We start from the raw sequence: 19,496 nt of genomic DNA, 5'->3' as shown, positions 1-19,496 counted from the left end.
TCAAAGAGAAATATCGGATTAATACCCGAAAGTGTTTTTACCAAAAAATAACAGAAGGTGATAGAGCAGCAAATCATTTTAAAAATAAAATACTTTTACCTTAATTATTTTTGGAGCGGTGCAACTCTAATAACTTTTTAGGACTCTAGTACTTTAAAATAAACAAACTTTACCACTTCCATTCACCAAATTAATTATCCATGAAAAAAAAATTTAACTCCTTTACCGGCTTATGTTTGGCCTTATTGTTTTTGGTTAGTGCGTGTAATAACAACGATGATGATCCTTCGCCGGGAGGAAATGGCAACCAAGATTGCGTGGTTACCGAAATAAAGGAAGGCAGCAATACCACCAGTTTTACGTATACCAACGATTTACTCACCAAAGCTTCTTTCGATAGCGCCGGTACTGCCAACGATAATTACTTTACTTTTGATCGTAACGCTTCTAATCAAATTACCAAAGCTAACCAGTTCGATGGTAATAATGCCGCTACCGGCTATATAGCTTACGAATACAATGCGGATAATTTAGTTGGCAGAGCTAATTTCTTTACGAATCAAGGCGGCGGCACTACTCCGGTTAATGTTCTATCTATAACCTCGGAGTATAGTAATAAAGTTTTAAGTAAATCAACAACTTATTTTAACTTGGCAGCCCTTGGTTTACCTATTCAAGCAACCATTCCTGTTAGTTATACCAGTTATACTTCCGCAAATGGCAACATTACGAAGACAATGGACTATTCTATTGATCCAGCGTTTTTACAAACAATTAACCCAGCTTCTATTCCAACAGTGGCCGAATTTATGAACCACATGTTGCTTACCGGCAGCACCGAATACCAGTTTGATGATAAAAAGAATCCGGCCAAACCCATTGGTTTCTTGTTCCAAGATGCTTCTACCATTTCGACTAACAACATCACTTCTAAGGTAGAAAAGGATGAAACCGGCGCCACCACCAATACAACCACTAATGTGTACGAATATAATAGCAATGGATATCCCACCAAAGTAACTTCTACCGAAACCGGAAGTCAGGCGGAAATTTCTACTTTAACTTATAATTGTAAATAGTTAATCATCAGAAAATTTGAAAAACAAAAAAGTCCACTTAGGTAAGTGGACTTTTTTGTTTGAATAGGTATTTAAAGAAGTATGGGTAAGGAGCAGTAGCTAAGAATAAAAGACAGCCGTTTGGCTAGAGAGGGCCTTCTAAGGTTTCGGTGCCGAGGAACGAGGCATTTCTACGGAGGAGAGAAGGAAGCTTAGAAGGCCCGAAAGAGCCAAACGAGGCCCGCCGGCCAGGAGGCAAACGGGTTACGATTCAATTGCATCCGCACCAATGCTTGGAGGCTTAAAAAGACTCCCAAGACAAACAGCTACTATTACTTTTACCCATACGTCTTATTCCTTTTAATGGAGTATAATAAAAAAATCAACAAAAAAATAGGGCCAGCGGGCAAGGTTACTACCTTCCTCCAACTGACCCAATTCCAAGGTTTGCTATTTTGTATGATCTTATTTCAGATCAATTATTTTTTACTTTTTCGCGGCATAAACGGTATGTTCTTTATTACCGCCCGCCATCAAATAGGCAATTAAATCTTTTAACTCTTCCTCGTTTAAGCGGTTGATCAAACCCGGCATCATGATCGATACATTAGAGAGTTTGGTTTGCGCAACCTCCGATTTAGGAATATCCCGCAGGGTTTCCGGGGCAAATGGGTTTTGCGAAATCGAGTATTTATTGGCGTCTTCTTTCACCAAACGGCCTAAAACCGAAGTGCCATCTTTTAAAATAAATACGGTGGAAGCATACTGATCAGAAACGTATTTGTTCGGATCAATGATGTGGACCAGCATATCGTTGACCGAAAAGCGGGTGCCTAATTGCGTTAGTTCCGGACCAACGGCCCCCCCTTCGCCCCGTATGCTATGGCAGGAAATGCACATACTAGCGGCAAACATGGCTTTTCCTTGCTCATAATTTCGGTTTTCTAATTTACCTTCTACCGCAGCAGCGGCTTCCGGTAATTTCCAGTTTCTACCGGGTCCTTTTGGCTGCACGCCGGTAGTGGCCATATCCAAGCCAGAACTGGTAAGCAATTCGCTTCCGGATAATTTATTGTAGTACTCTACTTTATTTTGCGGTACGTTTTGCAAAGCAATTTTCCGGGACCGGTCTAAAAAGCCGACAAAACTTCTGCCACCCGCATAATTTTTAAAGGCGGAAGCATACCAGGAGAAGTATTTTTCCCGCGAATCCGGGGTCCAGCCTTTTTTAGCAGCACTTAGCGCGGTAGCGTAGTACATTTGCTGAGCCGGTGGAAATTTGGCCAGCATATTAGCGATATCCAAACCATATTGCGGGTTCCGTAAAATCAAATCGGATGATTCGGTAAAGGTTTTTTGGTTTGAATTATCATCTTTGGCTTTATCGAACATGTCCATGGTTTTAGCGACTACCGTCGGCGAATCAACATAAACCAAAATTTTACAGATCAACCGGTTTACATCGTTGTTTTGGGCCGGATAATGCGCGTTTAAATATGAATTCAGGCGGGCACTCATGGAAGCATCGGGTTTCCCCATCCGCGCTAAAGTTAATTCGATGGCGCGCAGTAATTCTAACTGTTGCGTTTCGGAAAGTGGGTTGTAATTAACTTTCGTTAAGTTAGTAAGCAAGCGGTTTTGCAAGGATTTGTCACCGTTACGAGCCAAAGCAATACCCGCTTGGGTAGCAATTACCGGATCCATTTCTTTTAAAGCTTTATTCTGCCACTCTGCTACTGGCTGGTGTTCCACGGCAATGCGGGCGGCGTAACGGATAAACCGGTCGCTGTGCTTTAAATTAGACCAGGCAAATTCTATGGCACCGGCTTGTGGTTCGCCGTGGTATTGTTCCAGTTTCTTTCTAAGCTGATGCAAAGGGTCGTTCGCAACCGATGAACTAGGAGAAGCCGCAGTGGTAATAGCGTTATTGCCGGTGTAATATACCCGGTACAAATCAGAGTCGAGCCGGCGGCCACCGGTTAAAAAGTACATCGCCCCATCCGGACCAATGGTGCCATCGGTTAAAGGCAGCGGCGAGCCGGAAATAAATTCTTCGGCGGTAGCGGTATACGAAGCACCTTGCGGTTTTAAGTGCACGGCGTAAATAATACCAAAGCTCCAATCGAAGGCAAACATGGCCTGGCGGTATTTCTCGGGAAATTTGGCTTTGCTACCGCTCATAAAGTTAGTAGGCGAACCTTGACCAATGTTTAACACCGGAGGTAAATTATCGGCGTAAGTCGGCGACCAAGAGCTATTACCGGTGCGCCAGCCAAATTCGGCCCCGCTGGTAACGTGCAAAATCCGGGTAGGCTTGTACCAGGGCATCCCAAAATCCCATTCCATATCGGAGTCGTACGCAAATAAATCGCCGGCTTCGTTAAAATCAATATCGTAGGTATTGCGCAAACCAGCGCCTACTAGTTCCCAGTCCGTTCCTTCCGGATTTATTTTAGCAATCCAACCAGCCGGCGCCATCCGGTCGGTAGCGTGGCCGCGGGGATCCGTAATTAAAGGTAATATATTATCTTCGCCCCAAACCTTTGGTAAACGGTAAGCATTCATTTCCGGAATGTCGGTAAAATTACCGGCCACCACGTACAAAGACTTGCCGTCGGGCGATAATTTTATGCTGTGCGGTCCGTGTTCTCCTTCTCCTTTTAGCGATTTTATTAAAGTAATTTTTTCGTACTGATCATCGCCATCCATGTCTTGCAGGCGGTACAAACCACTGCCTTTTTCAAAATTCTGATCGCTGTTGTGGTTAATCATTACGTACAGGCTGTTAAAAGCGTATAATAAGCCTTGCGCGTAACCCATGCCTACTTTTGGTTTGGTGGTATCGGCACTAACCGTATTATCAATGCCCACGTTTAAGCGCTCTATCTTGGGTTTGCCGCCCGTGCCCATAGCCGGCAATTCTAAGCGGTATAAAAAGCCGTATTGATCCGAGGTAATTAACCGGCCTTTATTATCGAAGGCCATGGCCACCCAAGAGCCTTGCTTGTTCTCCGAGGGGCTGTATAAATGTTCGGCCTGAAAACCAGTAGGCAGTTTTAATTTTTCGACTTTAGGGCTGGTTACCTGAACAGCTTTTGTTTCGGTGGTAGCCGCCGCCTGCGCCTGGGTCTCCGCTTCTTTGGCGTTTCGACAAGAGGTTCCCACCATAAAGGAGACCGAGAGCGTGAGCAACAATTTAATTCCAGATGTACTTTTGTTCATATGACTGATTTTGAAGAACAGTATAGTTAGTAAATAAGCTGAATAAGTGAACGTTTAAAAGTTTGATAAAAAGTGAGTTGTAGCATTAAAGTTAAATATTTTCTTCTGTTGTTCTGATGCCTGATAAGTTTACTTTACTTATATTAAAGAATAGATAATTTTTGATCCGTTACTTTATTCTGCCAACCAAAGTGAGTAAAAGCGAAGAAATGAAAGTACTGATTCAAGTGAAATTTAACTAACATTTTATAACCAAACCTCCTTAACTAAGGATTATCTAATGTAGTCATTCTGGTTAAAATACCTATCCTGCACTATCCTGTAAAGAGTACTTTTTTAATCGAAAAAGAAATGAAGCGTTAAGGCGGGTAGGAAATACGGGGTTGCATCGGTGGAACAAAAAAGACAGCTCGCCAAATGGAAGCAGATGAAAAGGTTTTTATTCGTAATCTTTTTATCTTTTGTTCATTTGTTCGGTAAAATTATAACTAGCTAAAAAGTTTAAGAAATGATTAACTTCCCTGCTATTCCTTTCCCAGGATACCGCAGGATGGCATTCCTTTAGTTTGGGTCGAGCTTTAATTAAGAAATACAGTAAGTTTATAATGAGTTAGTTTTACAGTTAAATTAAGTGGTACACAGAAATAAATGGAAGAAGTATGATGCAGCGAGTGGCCTTTAAAATGAAATTAAAGCCTGGTTTTAAAGAAGAGTATCAAAAGCGCCACGCCGCTATTTGGCCGGAATTAAAGCAATTGCTGCAAGCCGCCGGGATAAGTGATTACGCCATTTTTTTAGATGAAGAAACAAATACTTTATTTGCGGTACAGAAATTAAGCGGGCAATCCTCGCAGGATTTGGGCAACCTGGCTATCGTTCAAAAATGGTGGGCGTACATGGCCGATATCATGGATACCAACCCGGATAATTCGCCGGTAACTACGCCTTTACAGGAAGTATTTTATTTGCCGTAATTACTTTCGTTGCTATTAACCTATTCCAATAGATACGAGCTAATGCCTTCGGATACCCCGCAACTATTTTAACAGAAATTAAAACGTAAGAACTTATAAATAAAATTATTACTTACTTATTTCTCAAGTAAATATTTAGGAATCCAAAAGCATTATCCTTCTGAAAACCCTACAGAGAGTTGCGCCGGATTAAAGTAAATGGATTAATTACTTTGCCTTTTCGTTTGTGCAGCATCATGTAAGCGGCGGTTTCGCCCATTTTGGCGTGATCGGTGGAAATAACGGTAATGCCATTCGCCAGAATTTCTTTTAAAGGCGTTTCGTTGTACGAAATAATGCCAAGGTCTTTTCCTAAAACCCAGTTCTCGGAGCGGCTATGTTTAATTAAATCTACCAAATCCGATTCTTCCAGCACAATAAAGGCAGTTTTAGGAGTAATGCATTCGCTTTCGATGCCATCTACGATGGAGTATGAGAACGAAGTTTCCTGGCAAAAACGTTGAAAACCTTTTACTATTTCGGGCGGGTAATTTAAATCTTTCGGGAATACCAGCACTAGTTTCTGGTACTTGTATAATAAATCAATACCCGAATGCAAAGCGCTGTAAATATCGCGTTCAAAATCCTGGTAAACGGCCGCACAATCGCCGGTATACTGGGCTAAATTTTTGTCGAGGAAAACCAATTTATGCGGCGGAATTTTTTGTAAGGTTTGCATAATGGTTTCGGTATGCTCAAAAAAATGCGGCATTACCACGTAGTAGTGGTACTTGCCTAAATTCTCCTGAATTAGGTTTTCGCAAATTTTACCGTCGTAATGATGTATCTGCAAATCTACAATGGCATCCTCGCCAAAAGATTTAAGCAGCGAATAATAAACGGTTTTCTTATAAGCGCTTAGTTTATTAAACAACAGTAGAACCCGGATTTTATCGGTCGAGAAGCTCTGGCAGATGTAATTTCCTTTGCCGCGTACCGAAGTAATAATGCCTTTTTCGCGTAATTCTTTATAAGCCTTTTCCACGGTATCGCGCGACAGGTAATACATTTCGCTGGTTTCGTTAATGGAGGGAATCCGTTGCCCGCGTTTTAAAATGCCTGTCTCAATATCGGAAATAACGGCATTTACCACCTGAATATATTTCGGAACGGTTGAATGTTCCACAATGCGATCCAGAAGTTCCATAAAGTAGATTAGCTAGAAAATTTTATAAAATAACCAGTAAGTATCCTCTAATTTAAGATTTTATTTAGATGATTCATATCGCTAATCCGTATTTCTACTAGTTTTTAGAAAAATTTCAAATTTATAAGTATTTCTATAATTATTTTTTTACGAATAATGCTTCTACCAATAAATTTTTCAACCTGAACAAATGCTACTGGCTAGCTTAGTAGACTGGGTAAATCGAAAAGCTTGTTTGACGGGGATAAATTTTAAATTTTCTTCGTAGCAAAGGCTTTTTATTACTTAAAATTTAAAATTTTCTGTAATTCCGTCATTCTGGCTAAATGATGATCGTCGTGGTCGGCTACGAATAAAAATAAGTCCAGCGTTCGCATGGGCGTTTTGAGCCTCGGGTGCAGCGCCGACTTTAAGATAGTTTCTTCATCTAAAACTTCCAGCAATTTTACGGTTTGCTCTCTAATTTTCCGGAAGTTCTGCAATAAAATTTCTAATGGCTGGTCATCATGCCCCGCCAAGGTAGTTTTGGTATTTTGCAAATCCGTGGGTCTTAATACTACTGCGCCCTTTTTAATATCCTCCAGGCGGCCTTGCCAGAGCGGCTCCAGATCGGTTAAATGCCCTACATTTTGCTTTATAGTCCAGGTATTATCCACTCTCAACGATAAAATATCTTCCGGCATAAACTTAAACTTTTCTTCCAAGCGTACCGGGGTACCCGCTAGCCGTTCTATGATAGAAGGGAAAATATTCTGGTTGCTATTAAAATTGAATTCTCTTTCAAACCACTTTACTTGTGCCATGGTATTATTTCTAAGTTTATCCTGAATGATTCAATGAAATCTATTTTGCCGGGAGGAAAGGTTTTATTCGTTCTATGAAAGTACAATATTTCTGACAAAGTAAATCAACCTGTACCCCTGAGAAAGAGTTGCTTTTTTAGCTACGCGTTATTCTCAGATTTTCTTAGAAATTCATCCGTGAAATGCTCTTGGTGTTTGGGTTGAGAAAACTTGTCGGCATTGTACTGTTTCGAATTTCCTTTCGGTATAGAAAGTGAATTCCATTGTTCGGCGCACATTTTACCAATAAAAACTATCTGACCAACGTGATAAGAATAATGCGCCAACTGTCGATTGATAGCTTCCATTACCGAATGCCCCTGGTGACGAATGTAAATGGTTTGCGCCAGATCTGCTTCGGAAAGGGCATAAAGGGTATCTAAAAATACTTTCCAGCCTTCCTGCCACTTTTGCAGCATTTCTTCTTTTGAAGCAATGTCATTTTCAAATTCAGCGTCGCGGTTGCGCCATTCTTTTTCGCCGTCCGTGGTAAGAAAATTGGTCCAGCGGCTCAGCATATTTCCCCATAAATGTTTAACAATAATAGCAATACTGTTACTATCCGTATTGTATTGCCAAAATAGCTTTTCGGCCGGAATTTGATCAAAAGTTTTTTCGCCTAACATTTTGTAGTACTCAAATTGCTTGATGACGCTTTCTAAATAGTCCGTTTTCATACATTTAGCTTTTGTAGTAAAATACCAGGAATGCTTTCATTATTACCGGTTGCTTTAAAAGAATGCTTACTTATTTGAAAACCTCTACGAAGTAAGAGAAATTACAACCGCTTGGGTGCAGGGTTATAACCATCTCCGGTCCGATAATGCCTTGGGCGGAATGGCTCCTGTAAAGTTAGCCCAGAATAAACAATTGGAACCAGTAGTAGCAACTTAACCAAACTTTATACTTTTACCCAGTTCTAAATACAAGAAGCCGTCAATTACAAGAAAAAACTTCTTTGGTTCCCTGTAACAAAAAGCAAATTAAATATTGGTTGTAAACTACTTTGTTTTTTAAAGATGATTTATCCGTGGAGTAGAAAATGATATGCGATTCTAACTTTTTATTACCGGTTAAATAATCAGGTACTAGGTATACATCATTTTTCATGTTCCGCAAAGGTAATTATTCTCTTCTCCTATTTTTAGAGCCTTGCTGATTATACTATTTGGGTTGTGCAGCCGCTTGTTGGCCGTAGCAGTACGTTTATGCCTTAATGCCCAAGTTTTTATTTCCACCATTTAGCATTTTCTTCCTGCCTGGCTATTTTTGTTGCAGGCAAATTAGCCTCCCCGTTCCATGCATTCAGGTAATTTTCCCACCCGTTTTTCCTATACTTTTGGTGAACCATGAACTCAGCTACTCCCATATCCAAATCATTACTAGCGGGAATTCTGTAGTCGCCCCAGTTACATTTCTTGGTTACTCTTGTTTTGTAACTTGTCCAGGTACCTTGAAATTGGTTATTAGCGAAATTATCGGAAAAGGATTCTAGGTCATCATAGACCATTTTCTGCCTTTTGTCCAGATAAAAATTAGTAGTTACTTTACCTTCCAAAAAGCCCGTAGCTGGTAATTGGGAGTTCTCATAAAACTTGTATTTACCAATTGCAAAACCTTGCCTGTTTGCGAGCTGGCTATTTCCTTTTCTAAGTTTGGCGCTCACGATTGTAATGGTTCCCTTAAAGTCGCAAATATTGTTTTTTACTCTTGTTTTGCCAGATAAAAAGTATTGTAATGGATTTTCTGGGTTCTTTTTGACCGAGGTGAAATGAATGTAAAATCGTTGGTAGTTATCGCCGATATAACCTAAGGGTTCTTGCTTGTTCACTTTTATTCGCTCGTCGCCTACATGAATGCTGTCGGTAACGAATACTATCCCTAAGTCGTACGATTGAATCTTATTAGTAAAATCAATAAAACTAGGTTCTTGATACAGGCTAAAAGATGAAAAAAGCAAAACAGTTAGAATCTGGAAGATAAATTTTGTGATTTTCATTTCTTTGATTTTTGGCTACCGGTTTGAATATAAATAACAGGTAAGGACGTCCGCCGTAGCAGGAGGTTTATATCTTATTTATAGGAAGATTTTATTCAGTTCGAAGAGTAGGGCATTCATCTAAACTTAGGGTCTGCTTGTTTTTATCTTCACAACCGTAAGTCAGCATCGCCCTTTGTTTCCCGTTATCATCTAAACCAACTCCAATTCTTATAGAGAGCCAACAGTCATTTGTTTTATCCCAATACTCTGAACTTCCATAGCTGTCGCCTGTTTCAGAATCTTCGTCCGTTTCTGAGGCTAGGAAGAACATGGAACTTAATACTGCCTTGCCTGATTTGGTTTCCAGCGTTTTCTTGCTCTTATCTGCTAGTTCAAAGGTGTAAGCCAAATTTGTAAGGTTAGTACGGGTAACGGTCAGCAGGAAACTTTTACTATCCTCTACTCCCTTAAAAGTCGTTTTCCGGTTTATCGGAAGATCTTCCGGAAATAATGTTGTGTCCTGGCCAGTAATTATGAAATTGTTCCTAAGCGTATAGGGTTCATTATAATCCGAAAAGCCGTTAAGAAAGATTTGGTCGTACGTAGGGTTATCTACTTTAGGCATCTTTTCTTGCTCTTTTTCAGCTGAAAGGGTTTGAGTCTTACTGGCTGTAACTTTATCTTTCTTTTTTTCGGTTATAGGACTATTGCAGCTCCATAAACCTAAAACCAAGGCCAATATGTATACTAACTGTTTCCTTATTTTCTTCAGACACCCTGTAAGGACTGGTATAAACGACGGGCAATGCCCAATATATGGAAGGTAAGCCAGAAAAGCTTCTTTTTCTGAATCTGGGTAATCTTTCAGAAGTTCTTCTACTGTAGTACCAGAAGCTAAAAGTTCAAGCATATTGTCCATTGCATACTGTAATCCCCGAATAGTAGATTTACCATGGAAAATGTATAAATCTATCCTTATCCTATTTTAAGAGTTCTTCTTGCTTTGTTTTTGCTTTTAAGTATGAAAAATAACTGAAAAACGGCTTTACTTTATAAATGTACTAACTGTTAAGCACTAGCATATTATTTTCTTTCTATTTTTTCTATTTCCTTCGTTAGTAATTCTGCTTGTTTTACCGGAATCTGTACCTCTTCCCTAAAGTTAAATCCATGGAATGTACCATATATTTGAGTATTCTTTTTAATCGTTAAAGTTGAATCCAAGCGTAAGCCATTCTTGGTCCATTCATAATAAAGAATAGGATTATACGCCGTAGTAACACTTTTACCGCTTTCTTCCATTTGCGGGTAATCCCAAAAGCCAGCAGATTCCAGAATATTATCCTCATCTAAATTAGCTGCCTCAGCAATAAAAGTGGGCATTTCCATTTCTTTGGTCACTTTATTTCCTTGAATTTGAAGGTACTTTAATTTATTCTTACTGGGTCTATCGTTAACTTCAAGTAAAATTTCAAATGCGGTTGGGTTGATCTGGTTTAAAATAGGAAACAGTTTGTTTCCAAATTCATATTCTTGGGTTGAGTCGGAGTAAATTACTTGGTTATTATGGAGGATATCAATCTGAGTATAAGTCTTGAAGTCACCAAAGTCCTCTTCCTCGCTTGCTTTAATCCTTAATCCATTAGATAAACTCACTTCTTTGGAGCCAACTTCTTGTATGGAGTTGTTGGACGATTCCGGTTTTATTCCTTGCTGGCTTACTATCTTCTCTTTTGTTTTCTTTTGTTTTTTAGACTTACAGCTAATCTGAGTAGTCATGGTTATTACTAAAAATATAGAAAACAAATATTTAATTTTCATTTTTCAGCTTATGCCTAACGTGTATAGTAGGATGTTGTGATGGATTACGCAGCGATTTCTTATCCGTTTACGCTGGCCTATTTTTACCTTTGAAAATTATTAAAACCCGCATGGACTATACCAAACGTTGTGCTTAGTTGGTATTGCTTTTTATGGTTGAAAGGAGGTAATGGGTAATGACCTTTTGAAATTCCCTTCCATTCTCATACGGAATAAGATGCCCCGCCTTTTCAATAGAATATATCTCTTTTTGCGGAGCTTGTAACAAATTATAATATTTTTCGGTCAGTACAGAATTGGTCTGATAATCTCTTTGCCCTATGATAAAAAAAACCGGACAATGTATTTCTTTTGTTGACTCAAACAAGTTTTCCTGAATAGACTCATTAAAAAGTTCCAACCACGTTTCAGACCAAGACAGGACTGTTGTTTTAAATGCTTTTTGCCTGGCAAAACTTTTACCTTCCAAGTCAAAGAGCCATTTTCGTGCGTAATATAATTCTTCTCCCGTTTTAAATGGGATGGTAACTTGGGCAAGTTCCTCTAAAGATTTAGCATTTTTATTTTTCTCCGCCTGGGCTTTCAGCATGGCTAAAGTTAGCTGCTCGCTTTCCACTTGGTTGATTAAGGGATTAGTAGCCACATAGGCGTGTAAGAGTTCCGGGTGGTTTTTTGCCAGATCAAAACCGAGCGTGGTGCCATAGGAATGAGCTACCAGAACAATTTTCTTTTTATCAAATTTTTGCAGAAGGTACTGCACCAACTGGTAAGTATCCTTCTTCAAAAGCTCTTGCGTAAGGGGTTCCTTAACCTTATTTAACGCCGCCGTTTTGCCCGTATTTCTCTGGTCCCAAAGAATAACGGTGAATTCATTTTGAAGCTCGCTAAACATTTTGTCCATTTGGTCGAGTACCGAATCGCCTGGTCCCCCATTTAGATAAAGTAGTAAGGGGTTTTCTAAACTATGGCCCTTTATCCGGATGACTTGATTACTATTAGAAATACTTACAATTTCAGTGGTATCTATGGCTTTCGTTTTTCCAAGGGGGTGGGCACTACTATATTCTAAAAAGCCAACAAGGGCAATTAAAATCAGAAGAATGGTTTTTTTCATTACCTAATAATACATAAATATTTTTGTACTATTGCCTTAAACATTATTCCAAATTAAGCCCAACGGTTCACGCATTGACGATAGTGGGGAATTTGTAAAAACGTCAGCCCAACATTTTTACAAATGCCTAATAGAAGTACAAATGTTGAGTTTACAACTGTCTGCCCCACTATTGCCAATACAATGTTGGTGGCAGTTATTTATTATTTCGATTCACAGTGTATTCTTTCTGTTACTTTAAATATGTTTTTTGTTTCAGAAGGTCTTGAATAATCGTAACGGTAAAGTTTCTCAACAATACAATTACATTTAGTATTTGTCATAGAAACCCTGATAATTTTTGATTCTCCTACCCAATTTAAATATCTGATATTACTTATTGCAAAATTCTTTCCTTTCAGTTTTTCTACAATCTCAATGGGCTTATTTTTATCGTCCATATATGAAACTAAACTGTCGTAAAAATCAACAAGTACAATAGGCTCAGTTACACAAATATCTTTCTTATAAAAATCAAAGGTTTTATAACTTGTTTTTTTAAAATCATCTTCACTAATAGCCCCAAATTCGTAATTGTAATTTTTGTCATTTCCTTGAAAAGAACTTGTAACTTTAAAAGTTTCTACGTCTGCTCCGTATAGAATTTGGTTCTTATTTATGATGTAGTGCTTTGTCTTTCCCCAATCATCGTTAATAGGAACAAATGCATTAATATCGGTAATGCTGACTGTGTCTCTACCGTGAATTAAAAAATTATCTACTTTTGCCCAAGGGTACTTAATTAATTTTATTTCGTCTGGATTAATTCCTTTAATTACACAATCGTTTATGTTGTTATAAAATCCAAAAAAATAAGCTGAGTCTTTGTCACGGAAAATGTAGTTTCCAATAAACTTAAACGTGTTTGGGTCTATATTTTTTATAAGTTCTCCGTCAATAAACAAGTGATTTTTATCTTTACCAAACTCAAAATCGCAATCACAGTCAAAAGTCAAGTTTTGAAAAGTCTTTGCGTCTGCTTGTTCAATTAATCGCTTGTTTTGTCCACTTCCTTCATTCCAATATTCATAATAAACTTTGTCGCCTTCAACTTTGTAACCATGTCTACAACTGGTCAAAATTGAAACAGTCAAAACTATAGTTATTACTTGTTGTATTGTCATTGTAGGATGTCCATTATAATTTCCACCAACTATTAGATATACGGAGTTATTTCCTATATCCACCAAAAATAACCGATAACCGGAACAAGTTCTAGTTATGGTTTTTTTAATGGTACACTCCACAGGCTATTCTAACCAAAATTTCTTCAAAATTTTACTATAATTTAAAAGCCGGAATTATTTAAGTATGACAATATTTATTTCGCTGTTAGCACCAGGCAAAATAAGATAGTGATTTAAAGGCTTACTCTTTTAAGGCTTCTTTCCAGATAGACTTTAAGGGATAGGCTTGGCTCTCCAGTAACTGTGCGGCACCTTTTGTTGAAACTTTCACCTGCGTGAAATCCTCGTTCGGGAAGAAGATGTCCGTCATTACTAATTGACCGTTGTTAGCAAAAACCTCTACCGAAGCTACATCCAGAAATAAATGCAGGTTTAATTTACCATTTTGGAGAATTAGCGGAGCCACGTGTTTTTTAGCAAAACGGGGTTCGAAGTTCGTTTTGCCAGCGTGCGTCCGGTCGATAAACAGTTGCTTTGCCGGAACTGAGTAACCTATGTTTACATACTCGCCTTTGGTGTTCGAGAAGGTCAGCAACAACTCGCTGCTTTTTGCGACATCAAAATTTAAATTAAGTTCAATTAACGGGGAAGTTAAGTTATATTCTTTGCTTAAATCCAAGGTAGAACTTATTTCCTGGGCTTTAATCGTTTTGGTTTCTTGCCAAAGTTGTTGTAATTCTTTGACCGGAGTACTGGCTAACCGGATACCGGCCGGCGTATTTTGCAAGGTTAATTCCCGGGCTACCGTTGTGGCACTACGCCAATTTTGAGTAGGAACCTGATTGGCATAAAACCAATTACTCATCCAACCCATAAATAACCGACGGCCATCCGAAGCCGGAATATTCGACCAGGTTACGCCGGCGTAATTATCCGAACCCTGATCTACCCAAAGCGTGGTTTGCGGCGGGTTGCTGTTTTTAAATTCTTTCCCGTTCCAATCCCCAATAAAATATTGCGTCGCGGAGCCGCCATTGGGCCCGCCCGGGTTAATGCTTACAAATAGAACCCACTTTTGCTGGCCGTTTACCGTAAGCGGAAATAAGTCCGGGCATTCCCAAACCCCACCGTGCGCTCCCACATTGCCCTTTCCGAATTCACTTAAAAGTTGCCATTTTTTTAAATCCGGCGAGCCATAGAAATGCACCCGGTCTTTAACGGCCAAGGTCATAACCCATTTCTTCTCCGGCGCATACCACGAAACTTTCGGGTCGCGGAAATCAGAAATACCTGGATTAGGTAAAACAGGATTATTAGCGTATTTGGTCCAGGTTCGGCCTTTATCATTGCTATAGGCTAAGCTTTGCACTTGTTTTTGAGTTTTGGGATTATGGTGCGTGAAAATGGCCACTAAGGTTTTTTCATTTCCTTTCTGAAAACCGGCCGTATTATTTTCGTCTACCACGGCGCTTCCCGAAAAGATATAGCCCAAACTATCCGGATATAAAGCAATGGGTAAATTTTGCCAATGCACCATATCTTTACTTACCGCATGGCCCCAATGCATGGGTCCCCAAATGGTACTATCGGGATAATGCTGGTAAAAAAGATGGTACTCGCCGGCGTAATACACCATTCCATTCGGGTCGTTCATCCACATTTGAGGCGGCGAAAAATGGAACTGGGGCCGGTGCTGTTCCGCGGTATACTTGTCATTCACATTGGCGCTATCGGCAGTTTCACCAGTTTTTTCAGTAGAGACACGGGTGTTTTCGGTGGCCGATGGTTTGGAGTTGCAGCTGTACAGGAAGGCGCCTAAAACAATACTAAACAATAATTTTTTCATATAGAAAATGGAGTTAGGTAAACAGGAACGCTTTTTTACTCACTTTAAAATTCCCAGTAATAAATTTCGATTACTAATCAGTACTTTTTCTATAAAACTTGTAAAACCTTGCGGCCTACTGCTCCGAAGGTAAGAGCTTTTAAGGTCTCCCATATTAAATTAAAAATGATAGCTGGCGCGAGGCTCTGCCTCGTGTCTACTATTTGGTAGGCCTTTGGCCGGGCTAACCAATTTACTTCTCCTAAAAGTATTCAGGTAAAATTCCTATCGGCAAGAGGCCGGACGATACTGCTCACGAGCAGGACGCTCGCGCTAGAAATAGAACATAATGCCTTACCTTTAATAAATAAAGTAGTTTAATTCTGAAAATCTTGACTATTCATAAATGTTTTTCATCTGCCAGGCATCTAAGGATTTCAGTTCGGCTTCCTGCCCTTGCGCTCTAATGGAAAATCCCGTGCTGTCGTCGCGGCCCGGGTAGACGCGCATGGCCACGCATTGTTTGCCGTTCACGAATACTTCTACTACGCTTTTGTCGATAAAAACCCGCAAGTTTATTGTTTCTCCGGGGCTTAAAAAAACCGGAGCTGTTTCCGGTGCGCGTATTTTAGCGTCCGGCAGCGTGGAGGAATAAGAAGATTCAATAGTTATTAAACTGGCGGGCACGGTTGGCGTTCTCGGGGCCGGCGGCTCGCCGGTAAATAAGCGTACCAGGTCGGCGGGCATAGCTGCGGTTCCAGATCCGGACCGGTATTCTAATCCTTTGTTAAATCCTTTTTCTTTAAAGAAAATAATCCGGGTATATTCTTCTTTGTTAGGGGAGCGTAAAACATTTAGTTCAATCAATTGGGCATTCTTCGGATCGATTTCCGTCGAGATTTCTAGGGCGTTTCCCTTTATGTTCTCCAAAACTATTTCCTTATTGGCCGGAAGAATCCTAGTTCCGATATGCTGGTTATTATAGCGCAAAGAAGTAATATCTCCCGCGGGTTCCTGGCCTAGTTCCTCTTTTGAAAGCAAGGTCAAACGGCGAGGTAAGGTCATTATTTGGTTCCACCCTTCGGTTGGTCGGCCTGGGTTCATGTTAAAGATTACGACTACCCCACCTTTGCCATCGGGAGCAGCAGAAGGGGCATGTACGCCGGATGGACTTACCGCTCCCTGATTGTATTTTCCTGCGGAAGTAGCTATAAATTTATCTTTCTGCTTGTCATAATCGCCCAGTAAATATTGCCCTCCGCTCATGTGGCTGAAAAAATTCATGATATACCGGTCACCAATGGGCCAGAAGTAAGGACAAGCGCCATCATCCCCAATTAAAGTAAACCGGTCGTCTTGCACAAATTCGTGCAAATAGTCCCAATGCGCCAAATCTTTGGACCGGAAAAGATAATCGGCTCTAATGGGCCTACCTCCCGGTCCGGTGGAAGTTCTTCCGGCCGAAAGGGCATAGTACATATTATCTTTCTTCCAGATAGACGGATCGAAGACACTATAAGGCAAACTGGAACCGGTCGTGCTTTTGGCAGGAATAACGGCTTTTCCGGTAACTTTCTCCCAGTTTAATAGCAAAGGATCACTGGATAAGGCTACCATATTACCGACAGCCGTGCCGTGGTACATGGCAATAACCCGGTTATCTTCCACCAGCGTAGAGCCGGAGAACACGGCTCGTTCCGGACTGGGATAAATGGCATAAGGAAGATCCCGCCAATGAATTAAATCTTTACTGATGGCATGTCCCCAGTGCTGCCGCGAATCTTCGGGGGGATAAGCCTGGTAAAAAAGGTGCCAATTGCCTTGCCAAAAACATAGCCCATTGGGGTCGTTCATGGTACTCTCCGGGCTGATAAAATGGTAAATAGGCCGGAACTTGTCGCTGGCCATCTTTTTACGGGATTCTATAAACCGCAATAGCAAGGGGTTGGTTTTAAGTTGTTGTTCTTGCTCCGGAAGCGTTTTTGCGTAAGTAAATTTAGGAACCGCCGAAACGTAAGGGGGCTTATCTGCCTGGGCTAACGATTTTTGGTAACCGATCAGAATAATGAAAGTCAAGATAAAATTTATTCGTTTATTCATTTTACGTTGATTTTATTCCTTGCACTTAATTAATGGTCCGTCGAAGACTGTAATTTGGAGCTGGTTTCATTCTTTTCTAACTACCTACTAAACCAACCTACTAACAAACACTCTTTTCTCCTGCCTTTTCTAGTTTTTATCTAGCTGGAGGAAAATCCCCTGTAAATTTAGATCTCGCCAATTATAAGCCGTTTAGTTCTTAGTATCTATCGCGAGCGTCCCGCTCGTGAGCCGTATTATCTGGCCTCTAGCCAGTAGAGAACCGGTGTTTCCTTCGAATAAAAGTTTATCCGTAAACCGGCCAGAGGCCTACCAGATAATAGCCGCGAAGCCGGAGCCTCGCGCCAGAATTGTCTCTACTTAACGGGTAGCTTTAAAATGATCTTAGTAGTTTGTTGCTATAGACTTACTAAACCTTAAACTATAAATCCAATAACTACTATCTAGCATCTAACTTCTAATTACTAGTGTGTAGTTAATAACCAGGATTCTGGACGTACAGGCCCTTGGTAAAATCAATTTCTCGTTGCGGAATGGGGAAATACTCGTCGCGGCCTTTGGTAAATACCGCGGCCGAAAGAAAGGTTCGTCTGGTTTTCTCTACCTCTAAATATTTGTTTAAAGTCTCGGCCGCAATGCCCCACCGCACCAAATCGAAAAACCGGGGGCTTTCCATAGCAAATTCCAGTCTTCTCTCCCATTGCAAGGCTTTACGAGCATTTTCCTGGGTCCAGGTGATATTGGTCCCATTTGCGTATTCGCTGATATTGTAATTAGAAGGAGACTTGCCGTTGGCTAATTGGGTTCTGCCGGTACTGTTTTTGGCTCTGGCCCTGATTTGGTTAATGAGCGGTAAAGCCTCATTTTGCCGACCTAGTTCTATCAACGCTTCGGCTTGCCATAGCAGCACATCGGCGTACCGGATAATATCAATGTTTTTAGCGCTGCCGTAAAAAGGACCGACTTTTTTGAAACTGGGGCTGGTTGCCTCTTGCTGCTCTTTCATGTTACCAAAACCACCGTACAATGCCGATACGCGTTCCCAACTATGGTCATACAAAATGCTGGGATTATATTTAAAGGGATGCCCCAAAATACCGATGGTATGGTCAATGCGAGGGTCCACCGGCACACCGGTCGGTGTCAGGTCAGCGTCGGTTATTACTTTATCGTTAAAAGTATCGAATTGGGGTAGGCCATTATTAGTAGTGGTAAAGGCATTCACCATGTTTTGCGAGGGGAGATGAAACCAGCAGCAACCATATTGCGGCGCCAAACTATAATTTAAACTCGTCGCCATGCTCAAGCGGCCAATAGCCGTGCCATCGTTGATCGAAAACTGTACGGCAAACACGGATTCGGGGGCATTATCATACCCATACAAAAAGTTTTCGGCAAAATCGGGTTGTAAGCTGTATTTACCCGAGTTGATGACATCGGTGGTTAAAGCGACTACTTCGTTTAATCTTTGCGGATCAATGCTGGTAACTTTATGGGTTTCATCTTGCTGATAAGCCTGGTAAAGCCGCACTTTGGCTAAATAGGCCTTAGCCGCCAATTTATTGGCCCGTCCTACTTCCGGTTGGGTATCCGGTAAGTTATCAATGGCCGCTTGAAAATCCTCGGCAATTTTGTTCCACAACTCATCATTGGTGTACTGCCGGTTAGATACTTTTAATATATCGGCTTCCGAAAGAGTTTCGTCAATGTACGGCACGTTTTTGAATATTACCTTCAGCACAAAGTGCAGGTGGCCCCGCAAAAATCGTAATTCACCCTGGCGTACTTTTTTATTCGCAAATTGGGCATCGGTTAAATTATTAAGTGCTTGTAAAGCAAAGTTGGCTCGGGAAATAGCCCCGTAAGCCCGGGCCCAGGTGTTGTTGGCATTGCCCACGGTAGTAGGCGTAACCAGGTTATATTGTTCGTAATTATTGTATTCGCCCACATCCCCCACGCTACCGCCACCTTTATACGCATCATCGGAGCGGACACTGCCGTAGGTCCACATACTGGTAATGGAACCATCCCAGAAATCATTGCCAATAGCGGCGTAGGCGGCAGTAACTAATTGATCTACTTTATCGGGGGTAGTAAGCTGATCGGCGGTGAGAGTTCCCCGGGGCTCATAATCCAGATAATCTTTGCAGCCACTAGCCAAGATGAAGGCCGCGACGATAAATACTTTACCTATATTTCGTTTCATG

Annotated in this window: 14 protein-coding genes and 1 pseudogene; 3 read left to right on the top strand and 12 right to left on the bottom strand. The window is 40.7% G+C overall.

The genetic code is table 11. From position 1 onward, the window contains the following. Positions 1-200: 200 nt before the first annotated feature. On the top strand, positions 201-1,079 hold the full coding sequence (locus AHMF7605_RS04500) for a hypothetical protein (protein WP_106926853.1): 879 nt from the start codon (positions 201-203) through the stop codon (positions 1,077-1,079). A 465-nt stretch (positions 1,080-1,544) separates the two neighbouring features. Here AHMF7605_RS04500 and AHMF7605_RS04495 read toward each other — a convergent pair whose 3' ends face one another. Then, the gene (locus AHMF7605_RS04495) at positions 1,545-4,280 is read right to left on the bottom strand and encodes a c-type cytochrome (protein WP_233218940.1); all 2,736 of its coding nucleotides are present in this window, start codon (positions 4,278-4,280) and stop codon (positions 1,545-1,547) included. Positions 4,281-4,939: 659 nt separating this feature from the next. On the opposite strand from AHMF7605_RS04495, the gene rhaM reads away from it, so the two are divergent. Then, complete coding sequence (gene rhaM / locus AHMF7605_RS04490; protein ID WP_199200196.1) at positions 4,940-5,254, top strand: L-rhamnose mutarotase; 315 nt, start codon at positions 4,940-4,942, stop codon at positions 5,252-5,254. 169 nt (positions 5,255-5,423) lie between these two features. Here the strand turns inward: rhaM and AHMF7605_RS04485 are convergent, their stop codons facing one another. From AHMF7605_RS04485 to AHMF7605_RS04475, 3 genes are all read right to left on the bottom strand, one after another. Further along, positions 5,424-6,440 carry a GntR family transcriptional regulator gene (locus tag AHMF7605_RS04485; RefSeq protein WP_106926849.1) on the bottom strand — a complete coding sequence of 339 codons (1,017 nt, stop codon included), beginning with the start codon at positions 6,438-6,440 and terminating at the stop codon, positions 5,424-5,426. A gap of 281 nt (positions 6,441-6,721) precedes the next feature. Further along, positions 6,722-7,243 carry a DinB family protein gene (locus AHMF7605_RS04480; RefSeq protein ID WP_106926847.1) on the bottom strand — a complete coding sequence of 174 codons (522 nt, stop codon included), beginning with the start codon at positions 7,241-7,243 and terminating at the stop codon, positions 6,722-6,724. A 140-nt stretch (positions 7,244-7,383) separates the two neighbouring features. Further along, positions 7,384-7,959: a DUF1572 family protein gene (locus AHMF7605_RS04475; RefSeq protein WP_106926845.1), complete on the bottom strand. Its 576-nt coding sequence runs from the start codon at positions 7,957-7,959 to the stop codon at positions 7,384-7,386. Between the two features lie 73 nt (positions 7,960-8,032). Here AHMF7605_RS04475 and AHMF7605_RS31075 point away from each other — a divergent pair. After that, positions 8,033-8,176, top strand: a pseudogene (locus AHMF7605_RS31075) (hypothetical protein); the annotation flags it as partial. Between the two features lie 334 nt (positions 8,177-8,510). On the opposite strand, the gene AHMF7605_RS04470 reads toward AHMF7605_RS31075, so the two are convergent. From AHMF7605_RS04470 to AHMF7605_RS04435, 8 genes are all read right to left on the bottom strand, one after another. Then, the gene (locus AHMF7605_RS04470; protein WP_199200195.1) at positions 8,511-9,113 is read right to left on the bottom strand and encodes a hypothetical protein; all 603 of its coding nucleotides are present in this window, start codon (positions 9,111-9,113) and stop codon (positions 8,511-8,513) included. A gap of 259 nt (positions 9,114-9,372) precedes the next feature. Then, positions 9,373-10,236 (bottom strand): DUF433 domain-containing protein, encoded by an 864-nt coding sequence (locus tag AHMF7605_RS04465; protein ID WP_262512381.1) that lies wholly within the window; start codon positions 10,234-10,236, stop codon positions 9,373-9,375. 110 nt (positions 10,237-10,346) lie between these two features. Continuing rightward, positions 10,347-11,042, bottom strand: coding sequence for a hypothetical protein (locus AHMF7605_RS04460; protein ID WP_146153516.1), 696 nt, complete (start codon positions 11,040-11,042; stop codon positions 10,347-10,349). 175 nt (positions 11,043-11,217) lie between these two features. Next, positions 11,218-12,198, bottom strand: a complete 981-nt coding sequence (locus tag AHMF7605_RS04455) for an alpha/beta fold hydrolase (protein ID WP_106926837.1) — start codon at positions 12,196-12,198, stop codon at positions 11,218-11,220. Positions 12,199-12,401: 203 nt separating this feature from the next. Further along, a complete protein-coding gene (locus AHMF7605_RS04450) occupies positions 12,402-13,484 on the bottom strand; it encodes a DKNYY domain-containing protein (RefSeq protein ID WP_146153515.1) in 1,083 nt (360 codons plus the stop codon). Between the two features lie 121 nt (positions 13,485-13,605). Beyond that, positions 13,606-15,210, bottom strand: a complete 1,605-nt coding sequence (locus tag AHMF7605_RS04445) for a glycoside hydrolase family 32 protein (protein WP_106926833.1) — start codon at positions 15,208-15,210, stop codon at positions 13,606-13,608. 375 nt (positions 15,211-15,585) lie between these two features. Continuing rightward, positions 15,586-17,289 carry a glycoside hydrolase family 32 protein gene (locus AHMF7605_RS04440; protein WP_106926831.1) on the bottom strand — a complete coding sequence of 568 codons (1,704 nt, stop codon included), beginning with the start codon at positions 17,287-17,289 and terminating at the stop codon, positions 15,586-15,588. A gap of 475 nt (positions 17,290-17,764) precedes the next feature. Beyond that, the gene (locus AHMF7605_RS04435) at positions 17,765-19,495 is read right to left on the bottom strand and encodes a RagB/SusD family nutrient uptake outer membrane protein (protein WP_106926829.1); all 1,731 of its coding nucleotides are present in this window, start codon (positions 19,493-19,495) and stop codon (positions 17,765-17,767) included. Position 19,496: the final 1 nt, after the last annotated feature.

This window comes from Adhaeribacter arboris, from assembly GCF_003023845.1.
Taxonomy (GTDB): domain Bacteria; phylum Bacteroidota; class Bacteroidia; order Cytophagales; family Hymenobacteraceae; genus Adhaeribacter; species Adhaeribacter arboris.
Note: the sequence above shows the minus strand (reverse complement) of the source record. Positions and strands in the feature narration are given on the sequence as shown.

Excerpts from the sequence above, each read along its gene's own strand:
- AHMF7605_RS04500 (WP_106926853.1), top strand. The coding sequence starts at position 201 with ATGAAAAAAAAATTTAACTCCTTTACCGGCTTATGTTTGGCCTTATTG.
- AHMF7605_RS04495 (WP_233218940.1), bottom strand. The coding sequence starts at position 4,280 with ATGAACAAAAGTACATCTGGAATTAAATTGTTGCTCACGCTCTCGGTC.
- rhaM (WP_199200196.1), top strand. The coding sequence starts at position 4,940 with ATGATGCAGCGAGTGGCCTTTAAAATGAAATTAAAGCCTGGTTTTAAA.
- AHMF7605_RS04485 (WP_106926849.1), bottom strand. The coding sequence starts at position 6,440 with ATGGAACTTCTGGATCGCATTGTGGAACATTCAACCGTTCCGAAATAT.
- AHMF7605_RS04480 (WP_106926847.1), bottom strand. The coding sequence starts at position 7,243 with ATGGCACAAGTAAAGTGGTTTGAAAGAGAATTCAATTTTAATAGCAAC.
- AHMF7605_RS04475 (WP_106926845.1), bottom strand. The coding sequence starts at position 7,959 with ATGAAAACGGACTATTTAGAAAGCGTCATCAAGCAATTTGAGTACTAC.
- AHMF7605_RS04460 (WP_146153516.1), bottom strand. The coding sequence starts at position 11,042 with ATGACTACTCAGATTAGCTGTAAGTCTAAAAAACAAAAGAAAACAAAA.
- AHMF7605_RS04455 (WP_106926837.1), bottom strand. The coding sequence starts at position 12,198 with ATGAAAAAAACCATTCTTCTGATTTTAATTGCCCTTGTTGGCTTTTTA.
- AHMF7605_RS04445 (WP_106926833.1), bottom strand. The coding sequence starts at position 15,210 with ATGAAAAAATTATTGTTTAGTATTGTTTTAGGCGCCTTCCTGTACAGC.
- AHMF7605_RS04440 (WP_106926831.1), bottom strand. The coding sequence starts at position 17,289 with ATGAATAAACGAATAAATTTTATCTTGACTTTCATTATTCTGATCGGT.
- AHMF7605_RS04435 (WP_106926829.1), bottom strand. The coding sequence starts at position 19,495 with ATGAAACGAAATATAGGTAAAGTATTTATCGTCGCGGCCTTCATCTTG.